The organism is Mycetocola zhujimingii (assembly GCF_003065425.1).
In the GTDB taxonomy this organism is placed as follows: domain Bacteria; phylum Actinomycetota; class Actinomycetes; order Actinomycetales; family Microbacteriaceae; genus Mycetocola_A; species Mycetocola_A zhujimingii.
In genome coordinates, this window is sequence record NZ_CP026949.1 from 857152 (window position 1) to 874519 (window position 17368).

Consider the following 17368-nt stretch of genomic DNA (forward strand, 5'->3'; position numbering starts at 1 on the left):
GCCTAGGATGAGTGCGGTGAGCAGGTCGATCGGGGTATGGGGCGCGTTTGTCCTCGTGCATGTCACCCTCGGCTGGATCTGCCTCGGCATGCCCGGCACCGGTATCGGCGCATACGCGATCGGACTCCCGCTCGGCGATGTGACCCTCGTGTACCAGCGCTGGATCGAGCAGGCGCTCGCCGGAGATGGAATTCCGGGAATCGACGGGCGATGGGTGTATCCCGCTGCGGCGCTCCTGCCGCTCTTTGCGGCCATGGCAGCCGGCCCGGAGAACTATGGCCTCACGTGGCTTCTCCTCGTGACCGTGCTCAATGCCGCGGCTCTCGCCGTCCTGCTCGGGCGGCATCGCTCGCCGCGTCGGGTCGCCGCAGCGTGGTGGTGGATCGCGTTCACCGCTGCACTCGGACCGATCTCCCTCGCTCGCATCGACTCGATCACCGTGCCGCTCGCGATCGTCGCGCTCCTGGTTGTGGCGAAGCATCCGCGGCTGGCCGGCACCCTGCTTGCGCTCGCCACCTGGATCAAGGTGTGGCCGGCAGCGATCATTGCCGCCATCGTGATCGCGTCGCGCCGCCGGTGGGACATCGTCGTCGCCGGGCTGGTCACGAGCGCGGTCATCGCGCTCATCGTTACCGCTGCCGGCGGGTCAGAGTTTCTCTTCGGTTTCGTCGGGGAACAGGCCGACCGTGGCTTGCAGATCGAAGCGCCGGCCGCATCCTGGTACCTCTGGCTCGCGGCATTGGGCTCAGGGTCGAGCGCCATCTACTACAGCACCGAGATTCTCACCTTCCAGGTGCAGGGCCCCAACGTCGACACTGTCGCAGCGATTCTGACGCCCGTGAGCGCCGTCGCGGCTGCAGGTGTGGCGCTCATTGGTCTCGTGGCGGTCAGGCGGGGAGCCCCCGTGGTCCAGGTTCTGCCGCCGCTCGCACTCGCCCTCGTCGTCACGCTCATGCTCGTCAACAAGGTGGGGTCTCCGCAGTTCGTGACGTGGCTGGTCGCGCCCGTCGTCCTGGGTGTCGTCTGGCGGGGGCGCCGCTACCTGGTGCCGGCGGTCATCGCTCTGGCCATCGCTGTCCTGACCCATCTGGTGTACCCCTACCTTTACGGGCATTTGCTTCGGGCTGACCCGGTTCTGGTCGCGATTCTCACGGTCCGAAATCTCGGCTATGCGGTTCTGCTCGGCTGGGCGATTGTGGCTGTTGCGCAGGCCGGTCGACGCGCATCGGGCTCAAGGGCTGTCTCGGGCCCCACCGCCGGAGTTAGCATGGAGACCCAGTCCCGGTCCGGGACTGCACACCACTGAACCGCCAGGGAGTAGCCATGCTCGTCGCCTTCAGCGTCGCACCGTCAGGCGGCACCAACCCCGATGCGTCGGTGCACGATGCCGTTGCCGCCGCGGTCAGGATCGTACGGGAGTCCGGGCTGCCCAACTCCACTGACTCGATGTTCACGACGATCGAGGGGGAGTGGGACGAGGTCTTCGACGTGATCAAGCGCGCAACGGATGCCGTTGCACGGTTCGGTCCGCGCGTGTCACTCGTGCTGAAGGCCGATATCCGGCCAGGACACACCGGCGAGCTCACCGGCAAGGTCGAGCGGCTGGAACGCGCACTCGAGGAAAACCCGTCGGAGTGACCCGGCCACCCGGCCTCGGGGCCTGGCACCAGAAATGACCCGCTGCAGCGGGTCGTGCGCTGCTAGTCGAGGATGATGCCGTCGAGGATCGCGCGCTTGCGCAGCGCAACCTTCGTGCCGACGTCGAAGCCGGATGCGCGGTACTTCTCGCGAATGCGCTTGAGGTAGCTCTTCGCCGTCTCCTCAGAAATACCGAGCTCGTATGCGACGCTCTTGACCGGCTCGCCCGCGGCGTAGAGGGCCATGACCCGCCGTTCCTGGGCGCTGAGCTTGGGGGATCCGCTCTTGTTGGCGTTGAGCGCGATGTCGAGTTCGTGTGAGATGAACGACTCACCGATCATCGCTGACCGGATCGCCTCGACGATCATCGACGGGTCTTCCGTCTTCACGAGGTAGCCGAGCGCGCCGGATGCGAGCGCCTCACGGACGACAGCGGGATCGGAGTACGTGCTCATCAGAACGGTCTTCACGCCCGTCGTCTTGAGCGTCGAGAGCTTGAGCGATACGGGGATGTTGTCTTTGAGGTCGAGGTCGAGCAGAACGACGTCGACGGGGAACTCGGGGTGGGTGAGCAGCTCCGGCCAGGTAGGGACAGCGGCGACCATGGTGATGTCGTCCGCCGCGCCGCGAATCCATTCGGTCAACGCTCCAAGAAGCATTTTGTGATCATCGACGATCGCAAGCCGAATGGGTGCCTCTGCACTGCTCATGTGTCTCCCCCTCTGTGCATCCGACAACCTAGTGGTCAATCGGATTGTCCACGGTGCACTCGATAACAACTATCAGTGCGCCGGGCGTAGTGCTATCAACATACCGTCCTGCGCGGCCCAGATGCTGCCAGGTGGCAGGTTCCACGTCAACGCGTCGCATTCCCTTGGCCTCAATGCGGATGGGAAAGCGGATGCCGCCCGAGCGGTCCTTGACCTGGACCGCAGCGGGACCGAGGGACACTATCGCGTCCCTCGTCGCGCGTTGTTCACCGTACATGAGCAGCCACAGCGCGGACAACAGCCCGTCTCGCTGGCGCTGGTTCAGCAACCCGGCGAGTGAGTCAGGGTCGCGGAGATCGACGGTCCCCGAAAGGAAATCCGACTCGCTGATGGCGTGGTGCAACCAGGTGTGTCGCCTGCCAGCGATGAGGTGGAGACGCAGTTCGGTGGCGAGCGCACCGGCGCGGTCCGCACGCTCGTCCTCGAGAGGGAGCGGCTCCCGGCCGCTCGCGATGTCGTCGAAGAGGCGCTCGATCTCAAGGTCGATGGACGCGAGTTCCGCCGATTCGAGCATGCTCACGCCGAACGCCGGGGCGGTGACCGTCGACTGGATGAGGACGCGATCCAGGGTCATCATGACCATTCGCCGATAGGAGCCCACGATCGCCGCGCCGATGAGTGGCGGCATGATCGCGAGGGTCCAGAGCAGGACGTCGGTGCCGAGAGCGAGGGTGTCCGGACCGGGATTCAGGGCATAGTTCACCGCGAGCGCAACGGCGAGCGCGGAGATCACGATGATCAGATCCCGAACCGGACGGATGCTGGCGATCCCGAGAAGCACACCGCCGACGGCGATGGCAGCTGTGGGAAAGAGCCCGCGGTCGCTGAGACCCCATACAGCAGCGAGATCGAGAACCACGACGGCCGCCAGCGCGATCGTGAGCATGACGAAGGCGATATTGCCGAGGATGAACCCGTTCGCGCGCACCACGATGATGGTCGCGACAGACGCTCCGATCAGGAGCAGCCAGGCAGCGACGTTCATGTGCAGGTTCGGGTACTGACCCAGGTGGAGCGAGAAGCGCCACAGGCAGCTGAGGATGATCATCGCTCCGCCGACCGCGAGCCCCGTGCCGAGCTGGTGGGTTCCGAGTGAGGCGCGCGCCGCAGCGGTTCGGTTCGGTCTGCGGGCAGTTCTGGTCACTTGGGAACCTCCAGTACGACCGTCGTTCCGGCGTCGGGAGCGCTGAAAACGCGCACGCTGCCGCCCGCGTCACGCACCCGAGCGACCACGGATTCGGCGAAGCCGAGCCTGCCGTCTTCGACGGCCTGCGGGTCGAAGCCGACACCGGCATCCGTCACAACACCGCGGACAACCTCACCGTCATCGCTGAGGGTGACGTGGGCGACCGTCTGTCCCGAGTGCCTGCGCACGTTCTCGAGACACTCACTGAGTGCGAGGACGAATGCCTCGAGTTTGCCGCCGGGCAGACCAAGCTGCCCGGAGCCGTGCCAGTTGATGTCGAGTCCCATTGAGCCGAACCGCCTCTTGAGCGCTTCGAGGGTGCCTCCGAGTGCGAGTTCGGCGGTGTTGGTCAGGGTGTACTCGCCACTGGACTTGGGCTGCGGGGATTCGCCGAGGCGCAGTCTCGTGAGCAGTGCGCCGTCGGACTCAGCCTGGGCCCGCAGGGCTTCCGGAGCGACTCCGACGCCGGAGTGAGCGAGCAGCGTGAGCGTTGCGAGCACCGTGTCGTGCAGCAACCTCGCGTCCCTGTGCCGCTGGGTTTCCGTCTCGGTGGCCCGGCGCTCAACGTTGTGCGCTCGGCCGATGCTCGCGACGCGCGCCATGATGCGAGGGAAACTGGACCTGAGCCAGAGGCCGAACATCGTCGACACACCCCAGCCGACGGAGATGAAGACGAGAAGGGGGAGAGTGCGCGGATTGATTCCGGTGCTGAGGGCGAGGATGGTTCCGATCGTGCTGAGGAACGCGAGCGCAAGGCAGACGAGTTGCCCCCAGGTGGAAACGAGGATCGTGGCCATCGACCCGATTCCCCATGCGCCGAGAGCTGAGATGGCGCTGCCCGTTCCCATGTTCAGCTGGCCGCCGGCGGGGATGTAGATCGCGGCGATGGTCGACAGCCCGATGCTGTAGGTGAGGATCATCCACAGCGGGTCGGGCCGGTAGGTCATCACGGTTTGCGCCACGGCCAGGACAGCGAGAAGGACCACACAGGTGAGGTAGCTCGTAAACTCCATGGCGCCGGGCAGGGACAGGCAGATCAGAGCGGTCGCGGTTCCCGTGAGACCGAAGAGCCGGGTGGTGCGGTAGAGCAGTCGTGCGAGCTGCCAGCTGAAGCGGTCCCGCTCTTCGGCGCTCAGTCGTTTCGGGCTCATCCTTCGCCCGGTTGTGCACCGAACGGGCGCAAGAGGGTCGATTGCGCTTCATCAAGGGTGCCAACCATGCTCGGCAGTATATTGCCCCCCGGATACTCCCGACCGACGACGCGGCCGGTTTATGCCTCTCAGGCGGCTGGCGAATTCAGCAGCCGCGAGAGGTGAAAGCTCACGGCGACGTGCTCGATCAGGAACCCGTCGTGCCCGTATTCGGATTCGATGACCGCGGGAGAGTTTCCGTCGATACCCGTGCGGATGCCTGCGGCAATGCGTTCCTGCCCTTCGACGGGGAATAACCGGTCTGAATCGATCCCAAGCACGAGAGTGGGTGCACGTACCCGACCGAGGGCGGCCTCGATTCCGTCGCGGTCGCGACCGACATCGTGGGAGTTCATCGCTTCCACGAGCGTGATGTAGCTGTTGGCGTCGAAGCGGCGAGTGAACTTGTTGCCGTGGAAGTCGATGTACGACTCGACCGCGTACTTGCCGCCGTCACCGAGGGGGCTGATGGGGGATTGCCAGCTGCGCTCGAACCTGTCGTTGAGTTCGGTCGGGCTGCGGTAGTTGAGCAGCGCCATCCGCCGCGCGAGGGCGAGCCCCCGATGTGGGCCCTCACCGTCGCGCGCGTCGTAGAAGTCTCCCCCTGCAAACAGGGGATCCGTCCTGATCGCCTCGATCTGCACCGAGTTGAGCGCGATCTGGTCTGCCGTGGTCATGGGAGGTGCCGCGAGGACCGCGAGACGACCGACCCGGTCGGGAAAGCCGACGGCCCATTCCAGCGCGTGCATTCCGCCCATCGACCCGCCGATGACCGCAGCCCAGGTCCCGATGCCGAGCGCGTCGGCGAGGGCGACCTGTGCGCTGACCTGATCGCGGATCGTGGTGAACGGAAAACGTGACGCCCATTCGAACCCGTCGGGCGAGAAGGACGCGGGCCCGGTCGAGCCCTGGCAGCCACCGAGCATGTTCGGGGTGACGACGAACCAGACGTCGGTGTCGATCGCGAGTCCCGGCCCGACGATCTCCTGCCACCAGCCCGCCGTGGGGTGGCCGGGAGCGGCTGGGCCCATGACATGGCTGTCTCCGGTGAGCGCGTGGGCGATCAGGATCGCATTGTCCCTCTCGGGGGAGAGGGTGCCCCGGGTCTCGAAGGCGATGCGGACGTGCGGCAGGCTCTGTCCACTCTCGAACTCGAGCGGACCCAGGTCGGCGAACAGCCGGAACCCACGCGGGTCCCCATCCCGCCACGCTCCCGTTGCCGGTGGCTTACCGAGCACGTGCCTGGTGTCCGCCTCGGTGATGAAGCGCGACGGGACCGTGTCTTCGGGTGTCTGCCAGTCCATGCGTCCATTGTGCCCAACCGGGGTCCGGGCTGCCGTCGTGTTACGACTTCGGCCTGTTTCGCTCAGACGGATGCCGAGATTCGCGCGATTCTGCGGAGCGCTGCGTCCTCGGATGTCGACCGACGGCCGAGAATGCGTCGGACGCCACCGAGAACCACCCGGGTGGTCGTGACGGCGGGGAACAGCGGTCGACCCAGGCCGAGGAGCTCGCGATATTCGCGGGGGATCGATGCAACCGCGCCTGCGAAGAGCACGCGGTAGGCCGGAAGGACCCCTCGTGACAGCGGAGGATTGCGGATGAAGTGCACGATCTCTGCCACTCGCTCGTCGTGTTTGAGGGTTCCAGCCGCATACACGGAGTGCAGGTGTTCCTTGAGCGCTGCGGCCGATCGGGGCGGCTGTTCGACGCCGATGAGCTCACCGGCCTTCGCCCACTCGCTCACATACGCGTCGGCGCCGCCGGGAATCGGTGACCCCCAGAGAAGCTGGCAGGCGAGGAACGAGTCGGTGAAGACCGAGTGCACCCAGTCGAGGAGTTCCGGATCGCCGGCCGCGTACTCGCGCTCGTCGCCGTTCGCGTCGAGGTATGTTCCCGTGACGCGTTCGTGGAACCGGCCGACGCGCTGCGACTCCGCCACAGCGGTGGCCGTATCGGCGAAGGTGACGGTCATCAGCCAGCGAATGGTCCCCGACAAACGACCGAGCGGGTCTTCCCGGTACCTCGACCAGTCATGGACGCCGGCGAGCGCGCCCGGATGGAGCGCCTGCATCAGGAGCGATCGGATGCCGGCGACCATCGTCGGCAGTTCACCGTGCACCGCCCACGAGGCGGAGCCCGGACCGAAGAAGCCGGCGTCACCGCCGTCCTCGAGTCGCTCGACCCAGGCGGGTCGCCCCTCACTCGAGCCGGACAGTGTGCTCAGGAGATGCGACTTCCATGCGTCGGCCAGCCTCGTCATCGGGCGAGGATAGCTCCGGGCGCTGGGAGTGCGCCGACCGTTCGGATCGCCGACAGTTCCGGCGACAGTTTCGGCGACCGTTCGGCGCCCCAGCATCCGATTAAGGAACTCTGACCGGGCTACGCCCGCGCGGCCTCCACGACCTTGCGGGCAGCGGCCAGCCCTTGCTCAAGGTCTGCCTTGAGGTCGGCAACGTTCTCCAGCCCGACCGAGAGGCGCACGAGGCCAGGCGTGACCCCGGTGGTGAGCTGCTGCTCAGGGGTGAGCTGGGAGTGGGTCGTCGACGCCGGGTGGATCACGAGCGAGCGGACGTCACCGATGTTGGCGAGGTGGGAGAACAGGCTCAGCGTGTTGACGAGCTCACTTCCGGCGTCGACGCCGCCCTTGAGTTCGAAGCTCAAGACAGCCCCGACGCCCTTCGGTGCGTACTTGTTCGCCGCCGCGTACCAGGGGCTCGATGGCAGTCCCGAGTAGTTCACGCTCGCGATGTCCGGGTGGCTGTCGAGCCACTCAGCGATTTCCTGCGCGTTCTGTACGTGACGCTCGATCCGGAGGGACAGGGTTTCGATGCCCTGGATGAGCTGCCAGGCGCTCGCCGGGGCGATCGCAGCACCGAGATCGCGGAGCAGCTGTACGCGCGCCTTGATGATGTACGCGAGGCCATCACCGACAGCCGTCGTGTAGCTTGCGCCGTGGTACGACGGGTCCGGCTCGGTGAGGCCGGGGAACTTCTCCACGTTTTTCGACCACTCGAATGTGCCGCCATCGACGATCACGCCGCCGATAACCGTGCCGTGGCCACCGAGGAACTTCGTCGCGGAGTGCACGATGATGTCGGCGCCGTGCTCGAACGGCCGGATGAGGTACGGCGTCGCGATCGTGTTGTCGACGATGAGCGGGATGCCTGCCTCGTGCGCGATGCTCGACACCAGCGCGATATCGAGGATGTTGATGCGTGGGTTGCCGATCGTCTCGGCGAAGAACAGCTTCGTGTTCGGGCGGATGGCGCGGTGCCACTCGTCGGCGTCATCCTGGTCCTCGACAAAGGTCGTCTCGATGCCGAGCTTCGCGAGCGTGTACTTGAACAGGTTGTACGTACCGCCGTAGATCGACGATGACGACACGATGTGATCGCCCGCCTGGGCAATGTTGAGGATCGAGGCTGTCGACGCGGCCTGGCCAGACGCGAGGAGGAGGGCCCCGCTGCCCCCTTCGAGAGCGGCGACCCGCTCCTCAACGACGGCCTGCGTCGGGTTCTGGATCCGCGTGTAGATGTTGCCGAACTCGGCGAGGGCGAAGAGGTTCTTGGCGTGGTCTGCGCTGTCGAAGACATAGCTCGTGGTCTGGTAGATCGGCGTCGCGCGAGCCTTCGTCGTCGGGTCGGGCGCGGCACCCGAGTGAATCTGCTTGGTTTCGAACTGCCAGGAAGCTGAATCGGCCATGATGAGCTCTTTTCGGGTGAGGTTGCGGGACACAGGCTGGGGCGCTGGGCCCTCACTCGAGACTAAGCACCGTGAGAGCGGGCACACAATCCCACCGCAACATGGCGTAATCGGGTCTGCCGGGCGGATCCGATCTCGCGTGGACCCGCCGCTACTCTGGAGCAATGACGAGAAGACGCGCGGTCGTGACAGGGGCAAGTTCAGGAATCGGCGAGGCGACAGTTCGCCTGTTCGCGAGCCGCGGCTGGGAGGTCGTCGGCGTCGCCCGCCGCCGTGACCGGCTCGAAGCGCTCGCCGCAGAAACCGGTGCGCACGTCGTTGTCGCCGACGTCACAGTCCAGGCCGACGTCGACCGCCTGCGGGACGAGGTCGCAGCATCCGGTGGTGCTGATGTCCTGGTCTGCAACGCCGGCGGTGCTTTCGGCATGGACTCGGTCGAGGCGAGCGACCCCGACGACTGGGCGAGGATGTTCGACGTCAACGTGCTCGGGACCAAACGTGTGATCTCCGCGCTGCTTCCGGTTCTCCGCGACACGGTCGATGCACCGGATGCCGCATCGCTCGTCGGCGTCACATCGATCGCCGGTTCGATCGCCTACGAGGGAGGCGGGGGATACAACGCTGCCAAGTTCGCCGAGCGGGCGCTCTTCGCCGTGCTCAGGCTCGAACTGGCCGGTGAGCCGATTCGTGTCATCGACGTAGCGCCGGGAATGGTGCACACCGAGGAATTCTCGCTCGTGCGATTCGGCGGCGACCAGGCCCGCGCCGATGCGGTCTACGACGACGTGCCAGACCCGCTCGTTGCCGACGACATCGCCGAGGCCATCGTGCACGCCGTCGAACTGCCCGCGCGCGTCAACATCGACTCGATCGTCGTGAAGCCGGTCGCCCAGGCGGCCCCGCACAAGGTGATCCGTGGCCAACTCGCGATGAAGCGGAGCTGAACGGCCTGACTCGCGTGTAGGTTCTTCGGCATGACCAATACCGACGGCCCGCTCACCGGCGGAAACATGAACGCCGTCACCAGAATCGGGAACGCGGTCCGGCGAACGGCAGGGCCGTGGACGCCGACGGTGCACCGGTACCTTCGGTACCTTGAGCGCAACGGCATCGACTGGGCCCCGCAGCCGATCCGGTGCGACGACGACCACGAGGTGCTGAGCTTCATCCACGGGGATGTGCCGGTCTATCCGCTTCCCAGCTGGATCTGGGACGATGCGGTGCTCATCGACGGCGCGAAGAAGCTCAGGCAACTGCACGACGCCTCGATCGGGTTCGCCGTCGACACAGCGATCTGGCAGTCGCCGACGAAGATTCCGTCAGAGGTGATCTGTCACAACGACTTCGCGCCGCACAACCTCGCCTTCGCCACCGACGGTTCCATCGTCGGTGCCATCGACTTCGACCAGGCCTCGCCGGGCCCCAGGCTCTGGGACCTGGCCTATTTCGCCACCCGCGCCTGCCCGCTCACCCGGCATCCGCCCGTTGGCGCGCCCGGTCCCGACGACGCCAGGCGACGTGTCGAACTGATCCTGGAGGCGTATGGGTCGGATGCCAGCTGGCGCGATCTTGTGCGCGTTGCGGCGACGCGGTTGTGGGACCTGGCCGAGCTGTCGCGGGACAAAGCGGAGGAGCTGTTCAAACCGGAGCTCAGGTCGGAGGCTCTCGCCTACGACCGTGACGCCGAATACCTGGCGTCGGTTCTCCGCGCGTCCGCCTAGAAGTGCGTGATTCCGTAGACCGGGCCGTCTGAGGCGAGAAGAGCCTTGAGTCGCCGAGCCGCGCCATCGGTGTGCTCGATGAGCTGTCCTGCTGCGCGAAGCACAACGGGATCGGCGCCGCCGAGATAGAGCGAGCTGAGCACCCACGCGTCGAGCTCGACGTCGGGAGTTGCGGAATCGTCGCGTTCCACCCGCGCGGTGGCATCCGTTACCGAGATCCGGAAAACGCCGTCGGCGAAGCCGAGGTCATCGGTGACGCGGAGGACGATGTCACCGTCGGCGACGTACGGGCGCGCCTCGAGCGCGGTGATCGGGTCGAGGATACGCAGCCAGACCCAGTCCTCGGCAGCGGTGACGGTGATCGCCCTCGGGTCGACGAGCGCCCAGGACAGTGGGTCATCGAGCCGACCAGCGCGCCAGGTCACCGAGTCGCACAGTTCGATCGACGCGAGGTAGTACCAGAGGCCCAGGTAAGCGTTGTCGTCGGCCGCGACGAGGTCGAGGACCTCGACAGACCGCGCTTCTGTTCCCTTGCCGCCGAACCGGTAGGAGACGTAACCGTCGATCTCGCCATCGGTGTCGTAGTGCAGCGCCGCGCGGATCGCGCGGTCTTCGTCCTTCGCCTCGTCGGCCTGTCCCGAAATCCGACCCCAGATGCCGGCGTGCCTGCTGACGGAGCCGGTCTGGCTGGCGTGGAACCGGTCGAACACGGCGGGAGCGATGTCGATCAGATCGCGGGCATCGACCCACTCGGCGGTTCCGGTCGGTGTCGTGTGCAGCCGGAAGCGCGCGTCGGTGGCGACGGAGATGTTGTTGGCCCAGGTGGCGGGGCCGAACCCGAACCTTCGGTAGATCGTGGCTTCGGTTGCCGTCAGTGCGGCAATCGCCATTCCCGCTTCGTGGGCGCGGGTGAGGCTGTCCGTCATCATGCGGCGGAGGAGGCCCTTGCGGCGGTGGGTCGGACGCACGGTCACTGACGAAATCAGGTGAGTGGGCACGAGGCGGCCGCCGCCGACGTTGACGGTCTTCTCAAACGAGGCGAAGGTGGCGACGGGGTATTCGGGCGGCAGTGAGGACGCGCGGCGCGTGACCGGGTAGGCACCGGTGAGGACCTGATTGTCTTTCCTCAGGCGGACGGCTGCCCTGGCGACGGCCTCGTCGGTCATGCGCGGGTAGTGGAATGCCTGGTTCTCGACCTGGATCCAACCGACCGTCTCGGGGAAGTTGTCGTCGGTCGGTGCGGCCGCGCCGAAGACGTGGAGTTCGTATTCCTTCTCGTGTTTGCTCACTGCTTAACCGTACCTCGGTGTTCTGAGGGGGAGTTCCTGAGGGGTACCGTGAACCCATGACACCTGCGGCCGAGACCAGCTCCCCAGCCCCTGTTCCCGACCGCGAGGTCCTCAGCTGGGACGAGTTCGGTTCGGCCTCACGCGAACTGGCGAAGACTGTTCTCGCCTCGGGTTTCACCGCCGATATCGTCGTTGCCATCGCGCGCGGTGGCCTGCTCCTGGCCGGGTCGATCTCGTACGCGCTCGGCACCAAGAACTGCGGCAGCATCAACGTCGAGTTCTACACGGGTGTCGACGAGCGGCTGCCTGAACCCGTGCTCCTGCCGCCGCTTCTCGACGCTCCAGCGCTCCTCGGTCGGAACGTGCTGCTCGTCGATGACGTCTCCGACTCCGGTCGCACGCTCGCGATGGTCGTCGACCTGTTGCGTGGCCACGGCGCGACGGTGCGCACGGTAACCCTCTACTCCAAGCCGAGGACGGTCCTCGAACCCGACTTCGTCTGGCGCAGGACCGACAGGTGGATCACCTTCCCGTGGTCCGCGTTGCCACCGGTGACCGCTGACGCCCCGTAGGCTCGACGTATGAGTGTGCACCTGGTTGGCGGCGGTTGGTCCGAATCGAAGAGTCCTGCGGTCTATGACCTGTTCGTTGCGGAGGCTGCTGAACGCGCAGAGTCCGAGTCGTTCGATGGCGCGCCGCGCATCGCCGTGATCGTGGTTCGCGATGAAGACGGTGATGCACACGCGGCGAAGCTGGTCGATGCCGCGTCAGCAGCCGGGGCGTTCGAACCTGTGGTCACCTCACTCGCGTTCGGCGAGACCGCGACGCCCGCTTCGCTCGCCGGCGTGCACGGAATTATCGTCGGCGGCGGGTTGACGCCCGCCTACCTCGCGAGCCTCACGCCGATCTTTGGCGAAATCAGGCGGCTCGTGGCGTCCGGCGTTCCGTACCTCGGATTCTCCGCCGGAGCCTCGATCGCATCAGAGCGCGCTCTCGTCGGTGGCTGGCGGATCGGCGGCGTCGAGGTCAGCCCCGAGGCAGGTTCGGAGCACCTGGATGAGGTCACCGTTGAGAACGGCATCGGCCTCCTCGACATCTCGGTCGACGTGCACGCCGTGCAGTGGGGCAACCTGTCGCGCCTTATCGCGGCAACCGAAGCGGGCCTCGTCGACGGCGGCGTCGCGATCGACGAGAACACAGCCTTTGTGGTCGGCGAGGGCGCTCTTCGCGTCGTCGGTGCCGGCAGCGTGTGGCAGGTCCTGTCCACCGACGGTGGTGTCCGCGTCTCCTCACTCGCCGCGGGATGAATTTCACCCTCACAGAGCTCGCCGCCCAGGGTCTGATCGATCGGGGCTGGGCGAGCGCGCTCGAGCCGGTGCAGCCCGAGTTGTCTGCCCTCTCCGAGTTCCTCGACGCTGAGACGGCGTCTGGCAGGGGTTTTCTGCCGGCACCGGAGAATGTGCTGCGCGCGTTTCGGTCGCCGCTCGACGGCATCCGGGTGCTCCTCGTCGGACAGGATCCGTATCCGACCCCGGGGCATCCGATCGGCCTGTCGTTCGCTGCGGATCCCCACGTCAGGCCGCTTCCGCGGAGCCTCGTCAACATCTACCGCGAGCTGAACGATGATCTGGGCATCGCGCCGGCGGAGTCTGGCGACCTGAGCCCGTGGACCGATCGCGGCGTGCTGCTCCTCAACCGGGTGCTCACCGTGTCACCGGGCGAGGCGGGTTCGCACCGGCGGAAGGGCTGGGAGGCGGTGACCGGGTGCGCCATCCGTGCCATCGCTGCCAGGGACAAGCCGCTCGTCTCGATCCTCTGGGGAAAGGATGCCCAGGCTCTCGCGCCCCTGCTCGGTTCGACTCCACGAATCGAGAGCGTGCACCCGAGCCCGCTCTCAGCGTCGCGCGGATTCTTCGGCTCACGGCCGTTCTCCCGGGCTAACGAACTGCTCGTCGAGCAGGGCGCTGAGCCCATCGACTGGCGACTGGACTCGACCACCCTCTGGTGAGGCAGCCTCCGTCCTGGTGAGGCAGGCTCCGTCGCCCGCAAAATCGTCTGTCGGCGCCGACGATTCCGGAAGACGAAACGGGATCGACACACCGGTCATCTACTCTTGAACCGTGCTTGAAGAGGAATACCAGCCCCGACGCCGATTGCCGCCGCACCTGCGCAAAAAACCCGAGCCGGAGACGCCGTTCAGTTACTCGATTCGTGAGGCGCGGCCGGAGGATCTGCCGCACATCCGCGAGATCTACAACTACTACGTCGCCAACAGTGTCGTGACCTTCGACGAAGACAAGATGTCGCTCGCGAAGTGGAAGGCGAAGTTCGCGCAGCTGCAGAAGCTTGGCCTGCCGTTCATCGTCGCCGAGTCGCCGAACGGTGTGATTCTGGGCTACGCGCTGGTGTCGCCGTGGAAGGACAAGCGGGCGTACCGCTTCACCGTCGAGAACTCGATCTATCTGGGCCCTGCGTCGACGGGGAAGGGGCTCGGTCGCGTACTGCTCGGCGAACTGATCGAGCGATCGAAGCAGGCTGGCCTGAAGGAGATTCTCGCCGTGATCAGCGACAAGGGTGCTGAGGGTTCGATCGCGCTGCACGAGTCCTTCGGGTTCGTGGAGATCGGCCGGATGGGGCGGGTCGGGTTCAAGTTCGAACGCTGGCTCGGAACCGTCCTGCTGCAGAAGTCGCTGAAGTAGGCGCGCGATGACTGAATCTGCGCCGCTTGAGAGGCCCGCCAGAAGTACGCCGCTTCGTGCATACGCCGGTGAGATCCACGCGGACCCGGATGCCGTCTTCGCGGCTCTCGAGCGACGGTTGCGTGAAGGTTCCACCGAATCCACGCTGGCCGTCGACCGTGCTGGGCGTTTCGTCGCGGTGCAGGGCGGCTGGTGGTACCGGGCTGAATACCGGGTTCTGGCATCCGACGACGGTGCTCGCATCGAACACGAGGTGCTGAATGTGGCACCGAGGCTTCACTGGGCTGGGCCACTTGCCGGGCGCAGGGTGCTCGCGGACTCGCCAGCCGCCTTCGGCGCGCTGCTCACCGGATTGGCCGCCGAGCTCGAACGCTGAGCCGCACCACCGAACTTCTCCCGCGCTCAACTGTCACGAATGCACGGCAACCGTCCCGCAACCATGCATTTGCGACAGTTGAGCGACGGTACTGAACCCCGCGCGGGTTCGACTGTCACGGATGCACGGCAACCGTCCCGCAACCATGCATTTGCGACAGTTGAGCGACGGTACTGAACCCCGCGCGGGTTCGACTGTCACGGATGCACGGCAACCGTCCCGCAACCATGCATTTGCGACAGTTGAGCGACGGTACTGAACCCCGCGCGGGTTCGACTGTCACGGATGCACGGCATCCGCCCGGCAACCATGCATTTGCGACAGTTGAACGACGGCACCGAACCCCGCACGCGCTCAACTGTCACGGATGCACGGCATCCGCCCGGCAACCATGCATTTGCGACAGTTGAACGACGGCACTGAACCCCGCACGCGCTCAACTGTCACGAATGCACGGCAACCGCCCGGCAACCATGCATTTGCGACAGTTGAGCGACGGTACTGAACCCCGCGCGGGTTCGACTGTCACGAATGCACGGCAAGCCGCCGGAACCATGCATTAGCGACAGTTGAGCGACGGTACGGCGCGGCTCATACGACAAAGGCCGGTGGAGCTGTTGCCCCACCGGCCTTTGTGTTGAGTGTGCGTCTGCCACCCGCGGTCACGGCGCGTCAGACGTGGGCGGTCCCTTACCCGCGCGGGGTTGCCCGGCTGAGGATGAAGTAACCCGCGAGCGCCGAGAGCACCGTCGGTACGAGCAACCAGGCGACGACCCCCTGTGGTCCTGAGGCGACGAACCATTCACCGACAAGGTGCCAGGTCTGCGTCAGGGTGACCAGAGCGACGGCGCCGACGATGAGGATGATGCTGATGGCTGATGCGACCAGGAGGCCGTTCGTGCGCCAGCGCATGAAGATCGCTCCGCTCACCGTGCCGATGAAAGCGAAGAACATCATGGCGACGGTAAATACGAAGAGCCGCTGCCAGAGCTCACCCGTACCGAAGTACACCGAGGTGAACATGTGGCCGCCGAAGCCCCAGCCGTTCGTCCATTCCTCCACGTAGGAGAGCAGGGTGAGGATCACACCGTACGACACCGAGAGCAGGAGGAATGCCAGTGTCGAGCCGAGGTAGAACTCCCGGCGGGTGAGGCTGAGTCCGAGGGCGTAGGCGAAGGTCATGTTCATGGCCCCAACACCAATGACGAGCATGTACACAAAGATGTAGAAGGATGCGCCGCTCCACTGGGTTCCGTCGAGGGCGTCCTGCCGGTCGGAGCCTGTGGTGTTCGCTGCGATGATCCACCAAATCAGCATGTTGATCAGCCAGATGAACGTCAGGATCATCAGGGGGATCCAGTACACCGTCCACTTGTTGATGAGATTCAGTCGAGCGGCGTTCCAGATCCGCTTCAGGGGCTGGGGGTTGCCCGCTGTCACCGGGCTCGAAGGGCTGCCGACCGCCTGTGGGGCCCGCGGTGTTCCTTGCGTCGAGGATGCTGTTGTCATGATTGGATCTCGAATTCCTTCTCGGTGACGTTGGTGCGTCGAACGATGAGCTGTTGGAGAGAGACAGGGGAGAGTTCAAGGCCGGCGCTCGCGGCCTCTCGCCTGTCGTCGGCACTGAGCGGGCCGACGGTAACGGATGCCAGGCCGCCGATTCCCTCGCGGGAGAGAACCTCGCGGTCGGCGACGAACGCGTCAACGGCGCCTCGCATGCCGACGACGGTTGTCGCTGAACCCCGGAGAGTCTCAGCGGCTTCGTCGATGATGATCGAGCCCTGGTCGATCACGAGGACGTGTTCGAGGAGCTGTGCCACCTCATCGATCAGGTGGGTGGAGAGTACGACGGTGCGGGGGTGCTCCGCGTAGTCCTCGAGAAGCCGGTCGTAGAAGAGCTGGCGAGCGACGGCGTCCAGCCCCAGGTAAGGCTCGTCGAAGAACGTCAGTGGCGCACGCGACGCGAGGCCGACAATGACGCCAACCGCAGACAGCTGGCCGCGGGAGAGCTTCTTGATGCGGCGGTCGACGGGGAGCCGGAACTCCTCGACGAGCTGTTCGGCGAAGTCGGCATCCCAGTTCTCGAAGAACCATGGCGCGCTCGCGAACACGTGCTTCGCCTGGAAGTCGTCCGGGTAGCGCTGGCTTTCCTTGATGAAGGAGATACGGCTCAGTACCCGTGCGTTCTCGGCGGGAGACTCCCCGAACACGCGCACATCGCCCGATGTCGCGAACTCCTGTCCGGTGAGTACCTGCATGATCGTGGTCTTGCCCGCTCCGTTCCGGCCCAGGAGGCCCGTGATCGTGTTGGGCGTGATGTCGAAGTCGACGTTGTTCACCGCGGTGACCTTGCCGAATCGCTTGGTGAGGTTCCGCACACTGACAACAGCGCCGGATCGAGATTCTGATGTGTGAGTCATGCTGAGACGCCTTCCGTTGAGATCATTTCGCTGAGCTGGTCGGGATCGATCCCGAGTTTTGCCGCCTCGGCGATGAGTGGTCGTACGAATTCATCGCGGAAACGGTCCTTTCGAACCTGGATAAGTCGGGCGCGGGCGCCCTCGGCTACGAACATGCCGATGCCTCTCTTTTTGTAGAGAATTCCGTCGTCGACAAGGCGGTTGACGCCTTTTCCGGCGGTTGCTGGGTTGATGCGATAGAACGCGGCGAATTCGTTCGTCGACGGCACCTGGCTCTCCTCAGCGAGGGAGCCGGCGATGATGTCGTCTTCGATCTGTTCCGCGATCTGCACGAATATTGGTTTGCTTTCGTCGATCACGGCGCCTCCGGGGTT

19 protein-coding genes are annotated in these 17368 nt (G+C 65.7%); 9 read left to right on the top strand and 10 right to left on the bottom strand.

Features of this window, described 5'->3' with window-relative positions; genetic code table 11:
* Positions 1–16: 16 nt before the first annotated feature.
* Positions 17–1306: a glycosyltransferase 87 family protein gene (locus tag C3E77_RS03940; protein ID WP_418288061.1), complete on the top strand. Its 1290-nt coding sequence runs from the start codon at positions 17–19 to the stop codon at positions 1304–1306.
* A 17-nt stretch (positions 1307–1323) separates the two neighbouring features.
* On the top strand, positions 1324–1638 hold the full coding sequence (locus tag C3E77_RS03945; RefSeq protein ID WP_108390436.1) for a thiamine-binding protein: 315 nt from the start codon (positions 1324–1326) through the stop codon (positions 1636–1638).
* Positions 1639–1700: 62 nt separating this feature from the next.
* Here C3E77_RS03945 and C3E77_RS03950 read toward each other — a convergent pair whose 3' ends face one another.
* From C3E77_RS03950 to C3E77_RS03975, 6 genes are all read right to left on the bottom strand, one after another.
* Positions 1701–2348 (bottom strand): response regulator transcription factor, encoded by a 648-nt coding sequence (locus C3E77_RS03950; RefSeq protein WP_108390437.1) that lies wholly within the window; start codon positions 2346–2348, stop codon positions 1701–1703.
* A gap of 28 nt (positions 2349–2376) precedes the next feature.
* Positions 2377–3552, bottom strand: coding sequence for a hypothetical protein (locus C3E77_RS03955; protein ID WP_108390438.1), 1176 nt, complete (start codon positions 3550–3552; stop codon positions 2377–2379).
* Positions 3549–4745, bottom strand: a complete 1197-nt coding sequence (locus C3E77_RS03960; RefSeq protein WP_108390439.1) for a sensor histidine kinase — start codon at positions 4743–4745, stop codon at positions 3549–3551. Before C3E77_RS03960 ends, C3E77_RS03955 begins: the two co-directional genes overlap by 4 nt.
* Before the next feature lie 128 nt (positions 4746–4873).
* On the bottom strand, positions 4874–6088 hold the full coding sequence (gene metX, locus C3E77_RS03965) for a homoserine O-acetyltransferase MetX (RefSeq protein WP_108390440.1): 1215 nt from the start codon (positions 6086–6088) through the stop codon (positions 4874–4876).
* Between the two features lie 62 nt (positions 6089–6150).
* Positions 6151–7047, bottom strand: coding sequence for an oxygenase MpaB family protein (locus C3E77_RS03970; RefSeq protein WP_108390441.1), 897 nt, complete (start codon positions 7045–7047; stop codon positions 6151–6153).
* Between the two features lie 119 nt (positions 7048–7166).
* Positions 7167–8489: a bifunctional o-acetylhomoserine/o-acetylserine sulfhydrylase gene (locus C3E77_RS03975; RefSeq protein WP_108393034.1), complete on the bottom strand. Its 1323-nt coding sequence runs from the start codon at positions 8487–8489 to the stop codon at positions 7167–7169.
* Between the two features lie 164 nt (positions 8490–8653).
* Between C3E77_RS03975 and C3E77_RS03980 the strand changes: the two genes are divergently transcribed.
* Together C3E77_RS03980 and C3E77_RS03985 are read left to right on the top strand one after the other, a co-directional pair.
* Entirely contained in the window at positions 8654–9433 is a 780-nt protein-coding gene (locus C3E77_RS03980; RefSeq protein ID WP_108390442.1) for an SDR family NAD(P)-dependent oxidoreductase, read from the top strand.
* 30 nt (positions 9434–9463) lie between these two features.
* On the top strand, positions 9464–10210 hold the full coding sequence (locus C3E77_RS03985; RefSeq protein ID WP_108390443.1) for a phosphotransferase: 747 nt from the start codon (positions 9464–9466) through the stop codon (positions 10208–10210).
* Here the strand turns inward: C3E77_RS03985 and C3E77_RS03990 are convergent.
* Positions 10207–11499, bottom strand: a complete 1293-nt coding sequence (locus C3E77_RS03990; protein WP_108390444.1) for a GNAT family N-acetyltransferase — start codon at positions 11497–11499, stop codon at positions 10207–10209. The two genes, C3E77_RS03985 and C3E77_RS03990, sit on opposite strands and share 4 nt — an antisense overlap.
* Before the next feature lie 56 nt (positions 11500–11555).
* On the opposite strand from C3E77_RS03990, the gene C3E77_RS03995 reads away from it, so the two are divergent.
* From C3E77_RS03995 to C3E77_RS04015, 5 genes are all read left to right on the top strand, one after another.
* The gene (locus tag C3E77_RS03995) at positions 11556–12071 is read left to right on the top strand and encodes a phosphoribosyltransferase (RefSeq protein ID WP_108390445.1); all 516 of its coding nucleotides are present in this window, start codon (positions 11556–11558) and stop codon (positions 12069–12071) included.
* Positions 12072–12080: 9 nt separating this feature from the next.
* Positions 12081–12806 (top strand): type 1 glutamine amidotransferase family protein, encoded by a 726-nt coding sequence (locus tag C3E77_RS04000; protein WP_108390446.1) that lies wholly within the window; start codon positions 12081–12083, stop codon positions 12804–12806.
* The gene (locus C3E77_RS04005) at positions 12803–13507 is read left to right on the top strand and encodes a uracil-DNA glycosylase (RefSeq protein WP_108390447.1); all 705 of its coding nucleotides are present in this window, start codon (positions 12803–12805) and stop codon (positions 13505–13507) included. The genes C3E77_RS04000 and C3E77_RS04005 overlap by 4 nt, the downstream gene beginning before the upstream one ends.
* Positions 13508–13619: 112 nt before the next feature.
* On the top strand, positions 13620–14198 hold the full coding sequence (locus tag C3E77_RS04010) for a GNAT family N-acetyltransferase (RefSeq protein ID WP_108390448.1): 579 nt from the start codon (positions 13620–13622) through the stop codon (positions 14196–14198).
* A 7-nt stretch (positions 14199–14205) separates the two neighbouring features.
* A complete protein-coding gene (locus C3E77_RS04015; protein WP_108390449.1) occupies positions 14206–14574 on the top strand; it encodes a hypothetical protein in 369 nt (122 codons plus the stop codon).
* Between the two features lie 690 nt (positions 14575–15264).
* On the opposite strand, the gene C3E77_RS04020 is transcribed toward C3E77_RS04015, so the two are convergent.
* Genes C3E77_RS04020 through C3E77_RS04030 form a run of 3 tightly spaced genes read right to left on the bottom strand, consistent with a single transcriptional unit; the run spans position 15265 to position 17353 of the window.
* Positions 15265–16083: a hypothetical protein gene (locus C3E77_RS04020; protein WP_234031285.1), complete on the bottom strand. Its 819-nt coding sequence runs from the start codon at positions 16081–16083 to the stop codon at positions 15265–15267.
* Complete coding sequence (locus C3E77_RS04025; RefSeq protein WP_108390450.1) at positions 16080–16994, bottom strand: ABC transporter ATP-binding protein; 915 nt, start codon at positions 16992–16994, stop codon at positions 16080–16082. The genes C3E77_RS04020 and C3E77_RS04025 overlap by 4 nt, the downstream gene beginning before the upstream one ends.
* Positions 16991–17353, bottom strand: a complete 363-nt coding sequence (locus tag C3E77_RS04030) for a GntR family transcriptional regulator (protein ID WP_108390451.1) — start codon at positions 17351–17353, stop codon at positions 16991–16993. The genes C3E77_RS04025 and C3E77_RS04030 overlap by 4 nt, the downstream gene beginning before the upstream one ends.
* Positions 17354–17368 lie beyond the last annotated feature (15 nt).